The organism is Microbacterium testaceum (assembly GCF_020781835.1).
Taxonomy (GTDB): Bacteria; Actinomycetota; Actinomycetes; order Actinomycetales; family Microbacteriaceae; genus Microbacterium; species Microbacterium testaceum_H.
Window position 1 is genome coordinate 241,969 of sequence record NZ_JAJGNJ010000004.1, and the last position, 14,516, is coordinate 256,484.

A 14,516-nucleotide genomic window follows, 5' to 3' on the forward strand; every position below is an offset into this window, starting at 1 on the left:
TACGGCGCGGCCTTCAGACGCCGGCGAGAGCGCCCGAGCGCTGACGCGTGCGAATCGCGCGGTTGACACCTGACACGATCGCCTTGAGCGACGCCGTCGAGATGTCGTTGTCGATGCCGACGCCCCACAGGCGCTGGTCGTCCACCTGCAACTCGATGTACGCCGCGGCCTGGGCATCGCCGCCCGAGCTGAGAGCGTGCTCGACGTAGTCGTACAGCGTGACGTCGAAGCCCTGCGCCCGCACGATCTCGAGGAACGCGGCCACGGGACCGTTACCCACCGCCGACGCGGGCTGGATCGACTCGCCGTCGCGCAGGGTCACGTCGAGCGAGACGTCGCCCGACATGTCGCTGGAGGATCGAGTCGAGAGCAGCTCGAAGCGGCCCCAGCGCTGGTCGTGGTCCGTGGTGGGCAGGTACTCGTCGGTGAAGATGTCCCAGATCTGCGCGCTCGAGACCTCGCCGCCCTCGGCGTCCGTGCGAGCCTGCACGACGCCGGAGAACTCGATCTGCAGCTTGCGCGGCAGGTCGAGGGCGTGGTCGGCCTTGAGCAGGTACGCCACGCCGCCCTTGCCCGACTGCGAGTTCACGCGAATGACGGCCTCGTACGAACGACCCAGGTCCTTGGGGTCGATCGGCAGGTACGGGACCGCCCACTCGATGTCGTCGACGCTCTTGCCTTCGGCGGCCGCACGGGCCTCCATCGCCTCGAAGCCCTTCTTGATGGCATCCTGATGCGAACCGCTGAAGGCCGTGAACACGAGGTCGCCGGCCCACGGGCTGCGCTCGGGCACGGGCAGCTGGTTGCAGTACTCGACGGTGCGCTTGACCTGGTCGATGTCGCTGAAGTCGATCTGCGGGTCGATGCCCTGCGTCAGCAGGTTGATGCCCAGCGCGACCAGGTCGACGTTGCCCGTCCGCTCGCCGTTGCCGAACAGGCATCCCTCGATGCGGTCGGCTCCGGCCATGTAGCCCAGTTCCGCCGCGGCCACTGCGGTGCCGCGGTCGTTGTGCGGATGCAGCGAGAGGATGACGTTCTCGCGGTGGTTCAGGTTCCGCGACATCCACTCGATGGAGTCGGCGTAGACGTTCGGCGTGGCCATCTCGACGGTGGCGGGGAGATTCAGGATGACCTTGCGCTCGGGCGTGGGCTGGAAGACCTCCAGCACCTCGTTGCAGATGCGCAGCGCGAACTCCAGCTCGGTACCCGTGTAGCTCTCGGGCGAGTACTCGTAGTAGACCTGCGTCTCGGGGATCGTGGCCTCGTACTTCTTGCACAGGCGCGCGCCCTCGAGGGCGATGTCGACGATGCCCTGCTGGTCGGTACGGAACACGACCTCGCGCTGCAGCACGGACGTGGAGTTGTAGAGGTGGACGATCGCCTGCTTCGCGCCGGCGATGGACTCGTACGTACGGGCGATCAGGTGCTCGCGCGCCTGGGTCAGCACCTGGATCGTGACGTCGTCGGGGATGAGGTCTTCCTCGATCAGCTGACGGACGAAGTCGAAGTCGGTCTGGCTGGCGCTGGGGAACCCGACCTCGATCTCCTTGTAGCCCATCTTCACCAGCAGGTCGAACATGACCCGCTTGCGTTCGGGGCTCATCGGGTCGATGAGGGCCTGGTTACCGTCGCGCAGGTCGACGGCGCACCACCGCGGTGCGGTTTCGATGCGCTTGCTCGGCCACGTGCGGTCGGGCAGATCGACGCGGATCTGCTCGTGGAACGGACGGTACTTGTGGACCGGAGCGGACGTGGGCTTCTGCGTGTTCTTCATGAGGGGTCGCTTCTCTTGTCTGTCTGAAGGGGCCGACGACGAGCTCCGCGACGAGGAAGGCCCTTAGAACGAGGACTCGTCGCGGCAGCTAAGAAGAAGCAGGCCACCGAAGCGCATTCTGCGATCGTAGCACTCGCGCACGCGGCACCTCACCCCTGGAGCGTCCACTCGCGGGCGAGCACGGCATAGTCGACCTCGTCGCTCCACCGCCCCTTGAACCACTCGTTCTCGACGAGGTGCGCCTCTCGGCGCATCCCGATGCGTTCCGCGAGGGCGATCGAGCGGACGTTGTCCGCGTCGATGCGGGCGACGAGGCGGCGCAGCCCGTACACCGAGAACGCCGTGTCGACCAACGCCCGCACGGCTTCGGTCGCCAGGCCCCGCCCGGCAGCTGCGGGACTCATGACCCAGCCGATCTCCGCCGAGCCCGACGCCGCGTCGAGGCGGAACAGCACGACATCGCCGATCACGGCGGCATCGTCGAGCTGCTCGATCGCGAGGACGACTCCCCCGCGCTCGCCCTCGATGCTCGTCCCTCCGAAGAGGTAGCCGATGCGTTTCCGGATGTCGTCCGCGCTCTGCGGCTCGAACGGAAGGAAGCGGCACACGTCGGGGTCCCCGCGGTAGGCGACCATCGCCTCGACGTCGGTGTCGACGAGGGGCCGCAGCCGCACGCGCTCTCGCACCACGTCCAGCCGCGAGGGAGCGGGCGGCAGCAGGAACGGCGACGCGCTCACGGCACCAGGGCGACCTTGCCGCCGGGGTGGCCCTGCATCACGAATCGGACCGCTTCTCGCGCGTCGGCGAGCGGGAACGTGCGGGCGAGAGGGACGACGAGAGCACCGGATGCCGCGAGCTCGAGGATGTGCGCGCGGGCGATGTCGCGGAAGCGGGCGCTCTCGGGCCGCGAGCCGGCGATCCATAGGATGCCGTCGGACTCCGCGCGCTGCGGGGCGACGATCGTGACGACGCGATCGGCTTCGGAGACGAGCGCGAGCGAGACGTCAATGGCTTCGTCCGTGCCGACGGCATCCCATGCCGCGCTGATCGGTTCGCCCGCAGCGGCCTCGGCCACCCGCTCTTCCAGGCCGTCGCCGTACGCGACGGGGATGCCACCGAAACGACGGACGCGCTCCGCCGACTCCTCGGAGTCCGGACCGACCGTGCCGATCACCCGGATGCCCAACGTGCGCGCCTGCTGCAGGAGGCTGACTCCGACCGCTCCCGAGGCCGCGTGCAGCAGCACGGTCTCGCCCTCGGCGGCGCGGGTGACCTGGATCATCTCGGCGGCGGTGGTACCGGCGAGCAAGAGGTTGGCCGCTTCCTCGTGCGACAGCGTCGCGGGCTTGGCGAACACATCGCCGGCCGGGACGTTCAGCGCCGTCGCGTACGCGCCCTGGACCCGGAACGCCACGACCTCGTCGCCGACGGCGACCTGCCCCGAGCCACCGCGGGCGTCCGGTCCTACGGCCGTGATCTCGCCCGACAGCTCGTAGCCGATCGGCACCGGGAACGTCGCCCCGGGCCGGGGAGCGGCGACGTGCTTGGCATCCGCGGGGTTGATCCCGGCGGCGCGGACGCGGATCGTGACCTCTCCCGGGCCGGGGGCCGGCACCTCGACGTCGTCGAACGTCCAGTCCTCCACCGGACCGGGGCCGGGGGCACGCCACTGCTTCGCCATGATCGTCGTCCTCTCGTCGCGGACGGCCGGGTCAGAACCCGAGACGTCCGAGCTGCTTGGGGTCGCGCTGCCACTCCTTGGCCACACGCACATGCAGCGACAGGTATACCCGACCGCCCACGAGCGGCTCGATGCCCTTGCGCGCCCGGGCGCCGACGTCGGCCAGTCGCGATCCCTTGCGGCCGATGATGATCGCCTTCTGGCTGTCACGCTCGACCACGATGTTGGCGTAGACGTCGGTGAGGTCGCTGTCCTCGCGCGGCGACACGTCCTCGATGGTCACGGCGATCGAGTGAGGAAGCTCGTCGCGCACACCGTCGAGGGCGGCCTCGCGGATGATCTCGGCGATCCGGTCCTCGAGCGATTCGTCGGTGACGATGTCGTCGGGGTACAGCGCCGGCCCCTCGGGCATGAGTGCCAGCAGCTCATCGCTCAGCACGTCGAGCTGGTCGCGTGTGACGGCCGACAGCGGGATGACCGCCGCCCAGTCCTCGCGCAGCGCGTCGACCTCGATGAGGCGCTCGGTGATCTGCTCGCGGGTCGCGGCATCCGTCTTGGTGACCAGCGCGACCTTCTTCGCGCGCGGGTACCCCGACAGCGACTCGGCGATACGCCGATCGCCGGGGCCCACCTTCTCTGTCGCCGGCGCGCAGAACGCGATGACGTCGACATCACCGAGAACCTGCTCGACGAGGTCGTTCAGGCGCTGCCCGAGCAGGGTGCGAGGACGATGGATGCCGGGAGTGTCGACGACGACCAGCTGGCCGGCGGGACGGTTGACGATGCCGCGGATCGCACGGCGCGTCGTCTGCGGCTTATCGCTCGTGATCGCGACCTTCTCGCCGACGAGGGCGTTCGTGAGCGTCGACTTGCCCACGTTGGGGCGACCGACGAAGGTCACGAAGCCGGATCGGGTCTCGCTCATCTGTCGTTCCTCTCGCGACCCGAGCCCGCCGGCTCCGCGGCCTCGTCGTCGTCTTCGTCCTGGTCGTTCTCGGCGCGTTCGACGATGACCGTCGCGATGCCGCGATTGCGGCCGCGCGAGGCTCCGCCGGTCATCACCAGACCGGAATGCTCCGCGGTCGCGCCGGGCTGCGGGATCCGTCCGAGGGCCTTTCCGAGCAGACCGCCGATCGAATCGACGTCCTCGTCGTCGAGCTCGAGGCCGAACAGGTCCCCGACCTCGTCGAGACCCAGTCTCGCGCTCACGCGGTAACGCCCGTCATCCAGTGGCACGATCTCGGTCGACGGTGCGTCGTACTCGTCGGAGATCTCGCCCACGAGCTCCTCGATGAGGTCCTCCAGGGTGACCAGACCCGACACGCCGCCGTACTCGTCCACGGCGAGGCAGACGTGCACGGCATCCTTCTTCATCTGCTGCAGCAGCGTCTCGGCCTTCATCGTCTCGGGTACGAAGACGGGCGGGCGGGCGATCCGGCGGATGGGCGCGTCGCGCCAGCCCGCCTCGTCGCGGAACCCGAACTGCACGAGGTCCTTCAGATAGAGCATGCCCACGACGTCGTCGGCCTCGTCATCGGCGAGCGGCACACGCGAGACGCCCTTGTCGAGGAACAGCGCGAGGGCTTCGCGCGTCGTGGCGGCGGCATCCACCGTCACCATGTCGGTACGCGGAACCATGACCTCGCGGACGTAGCGGTCGGTGAAGTCGAACACCGAGTGGATGAGCTCGCGGTCGTCCTCTTCGATGAGTTCGTTCTCGGCCGCCTCGTCGATGATGCTCAGCAGCTGTTCCTCGGACGCGAACGACGTCGAGTGCGACACGCCGGGTGTGATGCGGTCCCCGACCGCGACGAGCCCGTGGGCGAGAGGGCCCAAGAGGATGCGCATGCCGCGGATGACGGGAGCCCCGCCGCGCAGGAGCCCCGTCGCGTGCTGACGGCCCACCGCGCGAGGGCTCGCGCCCACGGCCACGAACGAGATGCCGGTCATGAGCACGGCCGCGGCGATGAGTGCGAGCCAGATGTTGTCGAAGAGCAGCATGAACGCCGCAGCGACGAGGACCGCCGCCGTGGTCTCGGCCAGCACGCGGATGAAGATCACCGCCGTGACGTGAGCACTGGGATCGTCGGCGATCCGCCGGAGCGATCGCGCACTGCGCCCGCTCGAACCGAGCTCGGCGAGGTCGGCACGCGAGGTGACTCCGAGCGCCGCCTCGGAGGCGGCCATGAAGCCGCCGAAAGCGACCAGGAGGAACGCGGCGACGAGCAGGAGGGCCGCGGTCATGCGCGGCGGCGGCGCTCGACGGCCTGGAAACCGGTGATGAGCTCGCGCTGGAGCCCGAACATCTCGCGCTCCTCGTCGGGCTCGGCGTGGTCGAAACCGAGGAGGTGCAGCAACCCGTGGGTGGTGAGCAGGATGAGCTCGTCCTGCGTGGAGTGCTTGGCCGCGACGGCCTGCGTCTCGGCGACGGCCGGGCACAGCACGATGTCGCCGAGGAGGCCGGCCGGGGTCGGCGCATCCTCGGTGCCGGGGCGCAGTTCGTCCATGGGGAAGCTGAGCACGTCGGTCGGTCCGGGCTCGTCCATCCACTGCACGTGCAGCGATTCCATGGCGCCTTCGTCCACGAGCACGATGGCGACGTCGGCATCCGGGCTCACATGGAGCTCGGCGAGGTTGTGCTCCATGAGGCGCAGCAGCACCTGCTCGTCGACCTCGTGGCCGGATTCGTTGTTGATCTCGATCGTCATGAGCGGTTTCGTCTCGGGAGGTGATCGCGCGGACCCGCGGGACGGGCCGCGCCGCGGCGTTCGGCACGATTGGCGAACTCGGTGGCCTCGTCGCGTTCGCGGCGGGCCATCAGGCGCCTCTCGTCGTACTCGCTGTACGCATCGACGATACGGCCGACCAGGGTGTGCCGCACGACGTCCTCGCTGGTGAGGTACGCGAAATGGATGTCGTCGATGTGGTCGAGCACACGGGTCACCAGGCGCAGACCGGAGGCGCCCTGCGGCAGGTCGATCTGCGTGATGTCGCCGGTGACCACCATGCGTGTTCCGAAGCCGAGACGCGTGAGGAACATCTTCATCTGCTCGGGCGTGGTGTTCTGCGCCTCGTCGAGCACGACGAACGAGTCGTTCAGCGTACGACCGCGCATGTACGCCAGGGGCGCGACTTCGATCGTGCCCGTCGCCATGAGCTTGGGGACGATGTCGGGGTCCATCATCTCGTTGAGCGCGTCGTACAGCGGGCGCAGGTACGGATCGATCTTGTCGGTGAGCGTGCCGGGGAGGAAGCCCAGGCGCTCGCCCGCCTCGACCGCCGGACGCGTGAGGATGATGCGGCTGACCTCCTTGCGCTGGAGCGCCTGCACGGCCTTCGCCATCGCGAGGTAGGTCTTTCCGGTACCGGCGGGACCGATGCCGAAGACGATGGTGTTCTCCTCGATGGCGTCGACGTACGCCTTCTGACCCAGGGTCTTCGGTCGGATGACCTTGCCGCGCGAGGACAGGATCGCCTCGCCGAGCACCTCGGACGGACGCGGTCCGCCGTCGGAGCGCAGGATCCGGCTGGAGCTGGAGACGTCGGCGGGGTCGAGGCCCTGGCCGTTGCGCGTCATCGTGAGGAGCTCGTCGACCAGCCCTTTCGCCGCCGCGACCGCCGCAGCGCCACCGGAGAGCGTGATCTCGTTGCCGCGCACGTGGACGTCGACGTCGGGATGCTCCTTCTCGACGACGCGCAGCAGTCTGTCTTGCGGGCCCAGGAGCTGGACCATGGCGACGCCGTCGGCGTAGAGACGCTCGACGACGGGTTCTTCGGGGGAATCAGCCACCCGTGCTCTTTTCGTTCAGTCCGCCCGCGAGGACGTGGGCGTGTACGTGGAAAACCGTCTGGCCGGCGCCGGGGCCGGTGTTGAAGACCAGCCGGAAGTCGCCGTCGGCGTGCTCGGCCGCGACCGAGTTGGCAAGGCCCACCAGCTCGGTCAGCAGATCGGGGTCACCCGCGGCGAGCTCGACGACGTTGCGGTACTGCTCTGTCTTGGGGATCACGAGCAGGTGGACCGGTGCCTGCGGCGCGATATCGCGGATCGCGAAGGCGTTCTCGGTCTCGGCGACGATCTCGGCGGGGATCTCGCCCTGGAGGATGCGCGTGAAGATCGACGGCTCGGTCATGGCATCCAGTCTATCGACGGGCTCCGACGCCGGGTCGGGCACCCCGCACGCGCCCCGGGTCGCCGATGCGCGCTCGCTACCAGCGACTCGTCGCCGCCGAGATCACCGAGATCGCGGCGGCGCCGGCGGTGGAGGTGCGCAGCACCGTCTCGCCGAGCCGCACCGGGCGGGCTCCGGCGGCCCGCAGGGCGTCGAGCTCGTCCGGCGCGATGCCGCCCTCGGGGCCGACGACGAGCACGATGTCGCGCTCGTCCGACGGACCGGATGCCACGGCAGTGAGCCGCTCCTCGGCCGAAGGCTCCAGGACCAGGACGCGGGCGGTGCGCGCCCGGGCGACGAGGTCGGCCAGACGCGCGACCCCCTCCACTTCCGGGATCCACGCCCGATGCGCCTGCTTCGCGGCCTCGCGCACGATCGTGCGCCACCGGGCGAGGCCCTTCTCGGCCTTGGCATCCCATCGCGACACGCTCCGCGCCGCCTGCCACGGGACGATCGCGTCGATCCCGAGCTCGGTCGCCGCCTGCACCGCGAGCTCGTCCCGATCACCCTTGGCCAGGGCCTGCACCAGAATCATGCGCGGTGACGGAGCCGGGACCTCGGCGCGACCGGTCACGACCACCGAGACCTCCTTCGGCGTGACCGCGCTCGTACGTCCCTCGAGCCACACCCCGCGTCCGTCGCCGAGGGTCACCGCCTCGTCGACGCGAACGCGTCGCACGGCGGCGGCGTGGTGCGCCTCGGACCCGACCAGCACGACGACGTCGCCCGCTGCGGCTGCCGTCGCGTCGTCCGTGACGAAGTGCAGTGCCACCGTCAGTGCCGGAAGCGGTCGCGGAACTTGGAGAACAGGCCCTGCTGATGCTCCGCCAGGCGCGGCTTCGGAGCCTTGGTGCGCTTGGCGAACTCTTCGATGAGGGCGCGTTCCTTGTGGTCGAGGCGGGTCGGCGTGACGACGTGCACGCCGACCTTGAGGTCGCCGCGCTGGCTGCCGCGCAGCGGCGTGATGCCGCGTCCCTTGATGGTGAGCACGTCGCCGGACTGCACGCCCGGGCGCACCTCGAGGTCGACGCTGCCGTCGAGCGACTCGATGGTCGTGGTCGTGCCGAGGATGGCATCCGGCATCGAGACCTCGAGGGTGGCGAGCAGGTCGTCGCCCTCGCGGCTGAACGACTCGTGCGACTCGACGGTGATCTCGAGGTACAGGTCCCCGTTGGGGCCGCCGGCCGGGCCGACCTCCCCCGAGCCGGGGAGCTGCAGGCGCAGGCCGGTCTCGACACCGGCGGGGATGTCGACCGAGACGGTGCGGCGCGCGCGCACGCGGCCCTGTCCCTGGCACGTGCCGCACGGGTAGGGGATCGTCGTGCCGTGACCCTGGCACACGCTGCAGGGCTGGCTCGTCACGACGTTGCCGAGGAGGCTGCGGACGGTGCGCTGCACGTGCCCCGAGCCGTGGCAGATGTCGCACGTGACCTCGCTCGTGCCCGGCTGGGTGCACGCGCCCTGGCAGGTCTCGCACAGCACGGCCGTGTCGACCTCGAGATCGCGGTGCACCCCGAAGACGACGTCGCCGAGCTCGAGCGTGACGCGCACGAGCGCGTCCTGCCCGCGCTCCCGCCGCGACCGGGGACGCGGACCACGGCCGCCGCCGCCCTGTGCGCCGCCGAAGAACGTCTCGAAGATGTCGCTGAAACCGCCGAACCCGGCCGCCCCTCCGCCGCCGAAGGGACTCTGGTCGCCGCCCATGTCATAGCGACGGCGCTGCTCGGGGTCGCTGAGCACGTCGTAGGCGTGGGTCACGAGCTTGAAACGTTCGGAGGCGTCCGCCCCCGGGTTGACGTCGGGGTGCAGCTCGCGGGCGAGCCGACGGTACGCCTTCTTGATGTCGTCGGGGCTGGCGTCGCGCGCGACGCCGAGGACCTCGTAGTGGTCAGCCACAATCGCCTTCCTGCCCGCTCTCGCGGGGTCGATCTCTGCGTGGGGTGCTCGTCAACGCGCGCTGTCGTCGTCTTCGAGCATCCGGGTCAGGTAGTGCGCGACGGCGCGGACCGCCGCGAGGTTAGAGGAGTAGTCCATGCGCGTCGGACCGAGCAGGCCCACGCGTGCACCGCCGGCGGAGCCGTCGTACCGACTGGCGAGGACGGATGCCTCGACCAGGCCGAACGGCTCGTTCTCACGCCCGATGCTGGCCGAGAGGCCCTGCTCGTCGGCGACCATCTCGCTCATGAGTCGCAGCAGCGTGACCTGCTCCTCGATGGCCTCCAGCAGCGGGTAGATGCTTCCGCGGAAGTCCGACTCGCGCTTGGCGAGCGTCGCCGCGCCCGCCATGACCAGACGGTCCTGGCGGAACTCCTCGAGCTCCTCGCCCACGACGCGCAGGACGGCGTCGGCGATCGCGTCGAGCGCGTTGCCCGGCCGCGGCCCGTCGGTGGAGGCGACGATCTGCGCGCAGTCCGCGACGCTCCGACCCACCAGCAGCGCGCCCACCCGGGCCCGCAGCTGCACTATGTCGCTCTCGGTCGGCTCGTACGGGACGAGCGCGATGCGCTGCGAGACGCGGCCGGTGTCGGTCACGAGGATCACGAGCACGCGCGGGCCGCCGAGCGCGACCAGTTCGACGTGCGAGACGTTCGCCCGCGCGAACGAGGGGTACTGCACGATGGCGACCTGGCCGGTGAGCTGCGTGAGAGCACGGACCGTGCGCGCGAGGAGGTCGTCGAGGTCGCCGGCTTCGTCGAGGAACGAGGTGATGGCGCTCCGCTGCGCCGTCGAAAGCGGTCGAAGCTCGGCGAGGTGGTCGACGAAGACGCGGTAACCCTTGTCCGTGGGCACGCGCCCCGACGACGTGTGGGGCGCGACGATGAGGTCTTCGTCCTCGAGCTGCGCCATGTCGTTGCGGATCGTCGCTGCCGACACCCCGAAGGCGTGCCGCTCGACGATCGCCTTGCTGCCGACGGGTTCACGCGTGTCGACGTAGTCCTGGACGATCGCGCGGAGCACCTGCAAGCCGCGTTCGGACACCATGGCCGGCTCCCTCCCTCTGGCACTCCGGTCACCTGAGTGCCAATTCTAGAGCACCCGCCCCGGGCTGAGCCGGAAGCGCGCTCAGGCGGTGAGCGCCCGCACCACGGCGTCCGCGAGCAGGCGCCCTCGGCGGGTCAGGACGATGCGCCCGCGCACGGCATCCGGTCCTTCGACCAGCCCGTCGGCGATGAGGGATGCCACGGCCTTCCGGCCCTCGCCCAGGAGCTCCGACACCGGGAGCCCGTCGCGGATGCGGCTGCGCAGCAGCACGGACTCCAGGCGCCGTGCGGTGTCATCGGGCCGCTCCCGCGCGGCGGCGGGCGACTCCCCCGCCGCGAGTCGCTGCGCGTAGGCCGCCGGATGCTTCACATTCCACCACCGGAGTCCGGCGACGTGGCTGTGCGCCCCGGGGCCGAACCCCCACCAATCGGTACCGCGCCAGTAGGCGAGGTTGTGCCGGGAGCGGTGCTCCGGGTCGGTGGCCCAGTTGGACACCTCGTACCAGTCGTATCCCGCGTCGCCGAGCATGTCGTCGGCGAGCTCGTACATGTCGGCCTGCAGGTCGTCGGAGGGCTGGGCGACGACGCCCGAACGGATCTGCCGGGCGAGCTTCGTGCCGTCCTCGACGATGAGCGCGTAGGCCGAGACGTGGTCGGGACCCAGGGCGGTGGCCGCGTCGAGCGATGCGCGCCAATCGTCGAGCGACTCCCCCGGCGCACCGTAGATGAGGTCGAGCGAGACGTCGAGGCCGGCTCGACGCGCGGCGGCCACCGCGGTGGCCACGTTGCGCGGGTCGTGCGTGCGGTCGAGCACGGCGAGCACGTGCGACCGCGCGGACTGCATGCCGATCGACAACCGGGTGACGCCGGCCTCGGCCAGCGTCTCCGCGACGCGGTCGTCGACCGTGTCGGGGTTCGCCTCCACGGTCACTTCGGCCCCGTCGGCGATCCCGAACTCCCCGCGCACTGCGTCGAGCATCCGAGCCAGGTCGCCCGGAGGGAGCAGCGTCGGGGTGCCCCCGCCGAAGAACACCGTGGATGCCGCCCGCCGACCGCCCGCGGCATCCATCACTCCGCCCGCCAGGCGCACCTCGGCGGCGAGCGTGTCGGCGAAGTCCTCCTGCCGGGCGCCGCGCAGCTCGTTCGAGGTGTACGTGTTGAAGTCGCAGTAGCCGCAGCGCACACGGCAGAACGGCACGTGCAGGTAGACGCCGAAGTCGGCCGCGGGGTCGAGCGGGAGGTCGTCGGGCAGCCGTCCGTCGGAGGGGGCCGGGTCGCCGAGCGGAAGCGGTCCGCCCATCAGGAGGTGTACAGCGGCGAGATCGCCCGCAGGTACCGCTGGAAAAGGGCCCGGCGTCGGCGCCGAACCAGCCCGATGAACACGCGGTAGGACGGCGCGGTGGGGCGGTCGAACGCGCGGACGACGAACCAGACCTCGTCGTTGTCGCGCCACTCGACGGAGAACAGCTCCTCACCGCTCACGATCGAATGACCGACCGTGCCGAGGATGTACCCCACCCGTCGGGGTTCTTCGAACACCGAGATGACCCGTAGGTGCGCGTCGGCGCGGTGGCCGTCGACCTTGCCGTGCAGACGCACGCTGGTGCCGGGGCTGACGAACGGCGTGCCGTCGGCGGCGAACCGCTGCTCGGATTCCAGCCGGCTCGGCGCGATCGGTGCGCCCTCCGCGTCGAAGCCGACGCCCGAGTACCCGCCGTCGGTCGCCGGGCGGACGTCACTGATGCTCAACTCCTCCGACCGCAACGGCGCCCACGACAGGAGCAGCTCGCCGGCGGCGGTGAAGCGCTCCTCGCCGCTGCCGATGCGCCAGGAGTCCTCGGCGGGGACCGAGTGCTCCGGCGGATACTGCATCAGGTCGTGCGCCTGGGTGGCGCCCACGGCCGCGTAATCGACCGTGTCGTCGGTGAAGTTCTGCCGGCGCATGATCTCCAGTCTCCGGGTCGAGGATGGGAGGACGGTGGGCGTCGCTACTTCTTGGTCTCGACGTCGCCCGACAGGGCGGCGATGAACGCCTCCTGGGGGACCTCGACGCGGCCCACCATCTTCATGCGCTTCTTGCCTTCTTTCTGCTTCTCCAGCAGCTTGCGCTTTCGGGTGATGTCACCGCCGTAGCACTTGGCCAGAACGTCCTTGCGGATGGCGCGGATGTTCTCGCGCGCGATGATGCGTGCGCCGATCGCGGCCTGGATGGGCACCTCGAACTGCTGACGCGGGATGAGCTTGCGCAGCCGCTCGGTCATCATCGTGCCGTAGCTGTAGGCCTTCTCGCGGTGCACGATCGAGCTGAAGGCATCCACCTTCTCGCCCTGCAGCAGGATGTCGACCTTCACCAGGTCGGCCGTCTGCGACCCGGCCGGCTCGTAGTCGAGGCTCGCGTACCCCTGGGTGCGGCTCTTGAGGTGGTCGAAGAAGTCGAACACGATCTCGCCGAGCGGCATGTTGTAGCGCAGTTCGACGCGGTCTTCGCTGAGGTAGTCCATGCCCAGGAGCGTGCCGCGGCGGGACTGGCAGAGCTCCATGACCGTGCCGACGTAGTCCTTCGGGAGCAGGATGCCGACCTTGACGATCGGCTCGGACACCTCGGCGACACGGCCGTCGGGGTACTCGCTCGGGTTGGTCACCGAGACGACCTCGCCGGTGTCGGTCGTGACCTCGTAGGTCACCGACGGGGCGGTCGTGATGAGGTCGAGACCGAACTCGCGCGAGAGGCGCTCGGTGATGATCTCGAGGTGGAGGAGCCCGAGGAAGCCGCAGCGGAAGCCGAAGCCCAGGGCGACCGAGGTCTCGGGCTCGTACTGCAGAGAGGCGTCGGACAGCTTCAGCTTGTCGAGCGCCTCGCGCAGCTCGGCGTAGTCGCTGCCGTCGATCGGGTAGATGCCCGAGAAGACCATGGGCTTCGGGTCGGTGTACCCGGCGAGCGGATCGGTCGCGGGCTTGCGGTGATTCGTGATCGTGTCGCCGACCTTCGACTGCCGCACGTCTTTCACGCCGGTGATCAGGTAGCCGACCTCGCCGACGCCGAGGCCCTTGGTGGGCACCGGCTCGGGGCTGGACACACCGATCTCGAGCAGTTCGTGCGTCGCCGTGGTCGACATCATCTGGATGCGCTCGCGCGGCGACAGCGCGCCGTCGACCATGCGGACGTACGTCACGACACCGCGGTACGCGTCGTACACGGAGTCGAAGATCATGGCGCGAGCGGGGGCGTCGGCCACGCCGACCGGTGCCGGGATCTGCTCGACGATGCGGTCGAGCAGGGCCTCGACGCCCATGCCCGTCTTGCCGCTGACGCGCAGCACGTCTTCGGGGTCGCCGCCGATGAGCCCGGCGAGCTCGGCCGCGTACTTGTCGGGATCGGCCGCGGGCAGGTCGATCTTGTTCAGCACCGGGATGATCTGCAGGTCGTTCTCGAGCGCGAGGTAGAGGTTCGCCAGCGTCTGCGCCTCGATCCCCTGCGCTGCGTCCACGAGCAGGATGGCGCCCTCGCACGCGGCGAGCGAGCGGCTCACCTCGTACGTGAAGTCGACGTGACCGGGCGTGTCGATCATGTTGAGCGCGAACGTCTCGCCCTCGACAGCCCACGGCATGCGCACGGCCTGCGACTTGATCGTGATGCCGCGCTCGCGCTCGATGTCCATGCGGTCGAGATACTGCGCGCGCATATCGCGGTCGGCGACGACGCCGGTGATCTGCAGCATGCGGTCGGCCAACGTCGACTTGCCGTGGTCGATGTGGGCGATGATGCAGAAGTTGCGGATCTGCGCCGGCGGCGTGGCGGACGGCTCGAGGGGCTTCAGGGCGCGCGGTGACATGTTCCGTCGATTCTACGGGCGCGCGCCGACATCGCCGTGCCGGGTGGTGTTTGCTTCCGCGATCACGCGCGTGTCAAG

At 69.9% G+C, this 14,516-nt stretch carries 14 protein-coding genes; all 14 read right to left on the minus strand.

Annotated features, from left to right (window positions below):
• Positions 1-13 precede the first annotated feature (13 nt).
• Positions 14-1,774, minus strand: a complete 1,761-nt coding sequence (leuA, locus tag LL239_RS08235; RefSeq protein WP_228162945.1) for a 2-isopropylmalate synthase — start codon at positions 1,772-1,774, stop codon at positions 14-16.
• A 149-nt stretch (positions 1,775-1,923) separates the two neighbouring features.
• Positions 1,924-2,511, minus strand: coding sequence for a GNAT family N-acetyltransferase (locus tag LL239_RS08240; RefSeq protein WP_228162946.1), 588 nt, complete (start codon positions 2,509-2,511; stop codon positions 1,924-1,926).
• A complete protein-coding gene (locus LL239_RS08245; RefSeq protein ID WP_228162947.1) occupies positions 2,508-3,455 on the minus strand; it encodes a quinone oxidoreductase family protein in 948 nt (315 codons plus the stop codon). Before LL239_RS08245 ends, LL239_RS08240 begins: the two co-directional genes overlap by 4 nt.
• A 31-nt stretch (positions 3,456-3,486) precedes the next feature.
• Positions 3,487-4,380 carry a GTPase Era gene (gene era / locus LL239_RS08250; protein ID WP_228162948.1) on the minus strand — a complete coding sequence of 298 codons (894 nt, stop codon included), beginning with the start codon at positions 4,378-4,380 and terminating at the stop codon, positions 3,487-3,489.
• Positions 4,377-5,699 carry a hemolysin family protein gene (locus tag LL239_RS08255; protein WP_228162949.1) on the minus strand — a complete coding sequence of 441 codons (1,323 nt, stop codon included), beginning with the start codon at positions 5,697-5,699 and terminating at the stop codon, positions 4,377-4,379. Before LL239_RS08255 ends, era begins: the two co-directional genes overlap by 4 nt.
• Positions 5,696-6,163, minus strand: a complete 468-nt coding sequence (gene ybeY, locus LL239_RS08260) for an rRNA maturation RNase YbeY (protein ID WP_228162950.1) — start codon at positions 6,161-6,163, stop codon at positions 5,696-5,698. The genes LL239_RS08255 and ybeY overlap by 4 nt, the downstream gene beginning before the upstream one ends.
• Positions 6,160-7,188, minus strand: coding sequence for a PhoH family protein (locus LL239_RS08265; protein WP_228163003.1), 1,029 nt, complete (start codon positions 7,186-7,188; stop codon positions 6,160-6,162). Before LL239_RS08265 ends, ybeY begins: the two co-directional genes overlap by 4 nt.
• Before the next feature lie 49 nt (positions 7,189-7,237).
• The gene (locus LL239_RS08270) at positions 7,238-7,585 is read right to left on the minus strand and encodes an HIT domain-containing protein (RefSeq protein ID WP_228162951.1); all 348 of its coding nucleotides are present in this window, start codon (positions 7,583-7,585) and stop codon (positions 7,238-7,240) included.
• 76 nt (positions 7,586-7,661) lie between these two features.
• The gene (locus LL239_RS08275) at positions 7,662-8,396 is read right to left on the minus strand and encodes a 16S rRNA (uracil(1498)-N(3))-methyltransferase (protein ID WP_228162952.1); all 735 of its coding nucleotides are present in this window, start codon (positions 8,394-8,396) and stop codon (positions 7,662-7,664) included.
• 2 nt (positions 8,397-8,398) lie between these two features.
• Positions 8,399-9,520, minus strand: coding sequence for a molecular chaperone DnaJ (gene dnaJ / locus LL239_RS08280; protein ID WP_228162953.1), 1,122 nt, complete (start codon positions 9,518-9,520; stop codon positions 8,399-8,401).
• Positions 9,521-9,571: 51 nt separating this feature from the next.
• Positions 9,572-10,606: a heat-inducible transcriptional repressor HrcA gene (gene hrcA, locus LL239_RS08285; RefSeq protein WP_228162954.1), complete on the minus strand. Its 1,035-nt coding sequence runs from the start codon at positions 10,604-10,606 to the stop codon at positions 9,572-9,574.
• An 81-nt stretch (positions 10,607-10,687) separates the two neighbouring features.
• A complete protein-coding gene (gene hemW / locus LL239_RS08290) occupies positions 10,688-11,905 on the minus strand; it encodes a radical SAM family heme chaperone HemW (RefSeq protein ID WP_228162955.1) in 1,218 nt (405 codons plus the stop codon).
• Complete coding sequence (locus tag LL239_RS08295; RefSeq protein ID WP_228162956.1) at positions 11,905-12,549, minus strand: DUF1990 family protein; 645 nt, start codon at positions 12,547-12,549, stop codon at positions 11,905-11,907. The genes hemW and LL239_RS08295 overlap by 1 nt, the downstream gene beginning before the upstream one ends.
• Positions 12,550-12,593: 44 nt before the next feature.
• Positions 12,594-14,438, minus strand: coding sequence for a translation elongation factor 4 (lepA, locus tag LL239_RS08300; RefSeq protein ID WP_228162957.1), 1,845 nt, complete (start codon positions 14,436-14,438; stop codon positions 12,594-12,596).
• Positions 14,439-14,516 lie beyond the last annotated feature (78 nt).

Bases quoted from the DNA above. Each gene is read 5' to 3' on its own strand.
- hemW (WP_228162955.1), bottom strand. From the start codon at position 11,905: ATGGGCGGACCGCTTCCGCTCGGCGACCCGGCCCCCTCCGACGGACGG.
- LL239_RS08295 (WP_228162956.1), bottom strand. From the start codon at position 12,549: ATGCGCCGGCAGAACTTCACCGACGACACGGTCGATTACGCGGCCGTG.
- LL239_RS08265 (WP_228163003.1), bottom strand. From the start codon at position 7,188: ATGGTCCAGCTCCTGGGCCCGCAAGACAGACTGCTGCGCGTCGTCGAG.
- LL239_RS08255 (WP_228162949.1), bottom strand. From the start codon at position 5,699: ATGACCGCGGCCCTCCTGCTCGTCGCCGCGTTCCTCCTGGTCGCTTTC.
- ybeY (WP_228162950.1), bottom strand. From the start codon at position 6,163: ATGACGATCGAGATCAACAACGAATCCGGCCACGAGGTCGACGAGCAG.
- lepA (WP_228162957.1), bottom strand. From the start codon at position 14,438: ATGTCACCGCGCGCCCTGAAGCCCCTCGAGCCGTCCGCCACGCCGCCG.
- leuA (WP_228162945.1), bottom strand. From the start codon at position 1,774: ATGAAGAACACGCAGAAGCCCACGTCCGCTCCGGTCCACAAGTACCGT.
- hrcA (WP_228162954.1), bottom strand. From the start codon at position 10,606: ATGGTGTCCGAACGCGGCTTGCAGGTGCTCCGCGCGATCGTCCAGGAC.
- LL239_RS08270 (WP_228162951.1), bottom strand. From the start codon at position 7,585: ATGACCGAGCCGTCGATCTTCACGCGCATCCTCCAGGGCGAGATCCCC.
- era (WP_228162948.1), bottom strand. From the start codon at position 4,380: ATGAGCGAGACCCGATCCGGCTTCGTGACCTTCGTCGGTCGCCCCAAC.
- LL239_RS08245 (WP_228162947.1), bottom strand. From the start codon at position 3,455: ATGGCGAAGCAGTGGCGTGCCCCCGGCCCCGGTCCGGTGGAGGACTGG.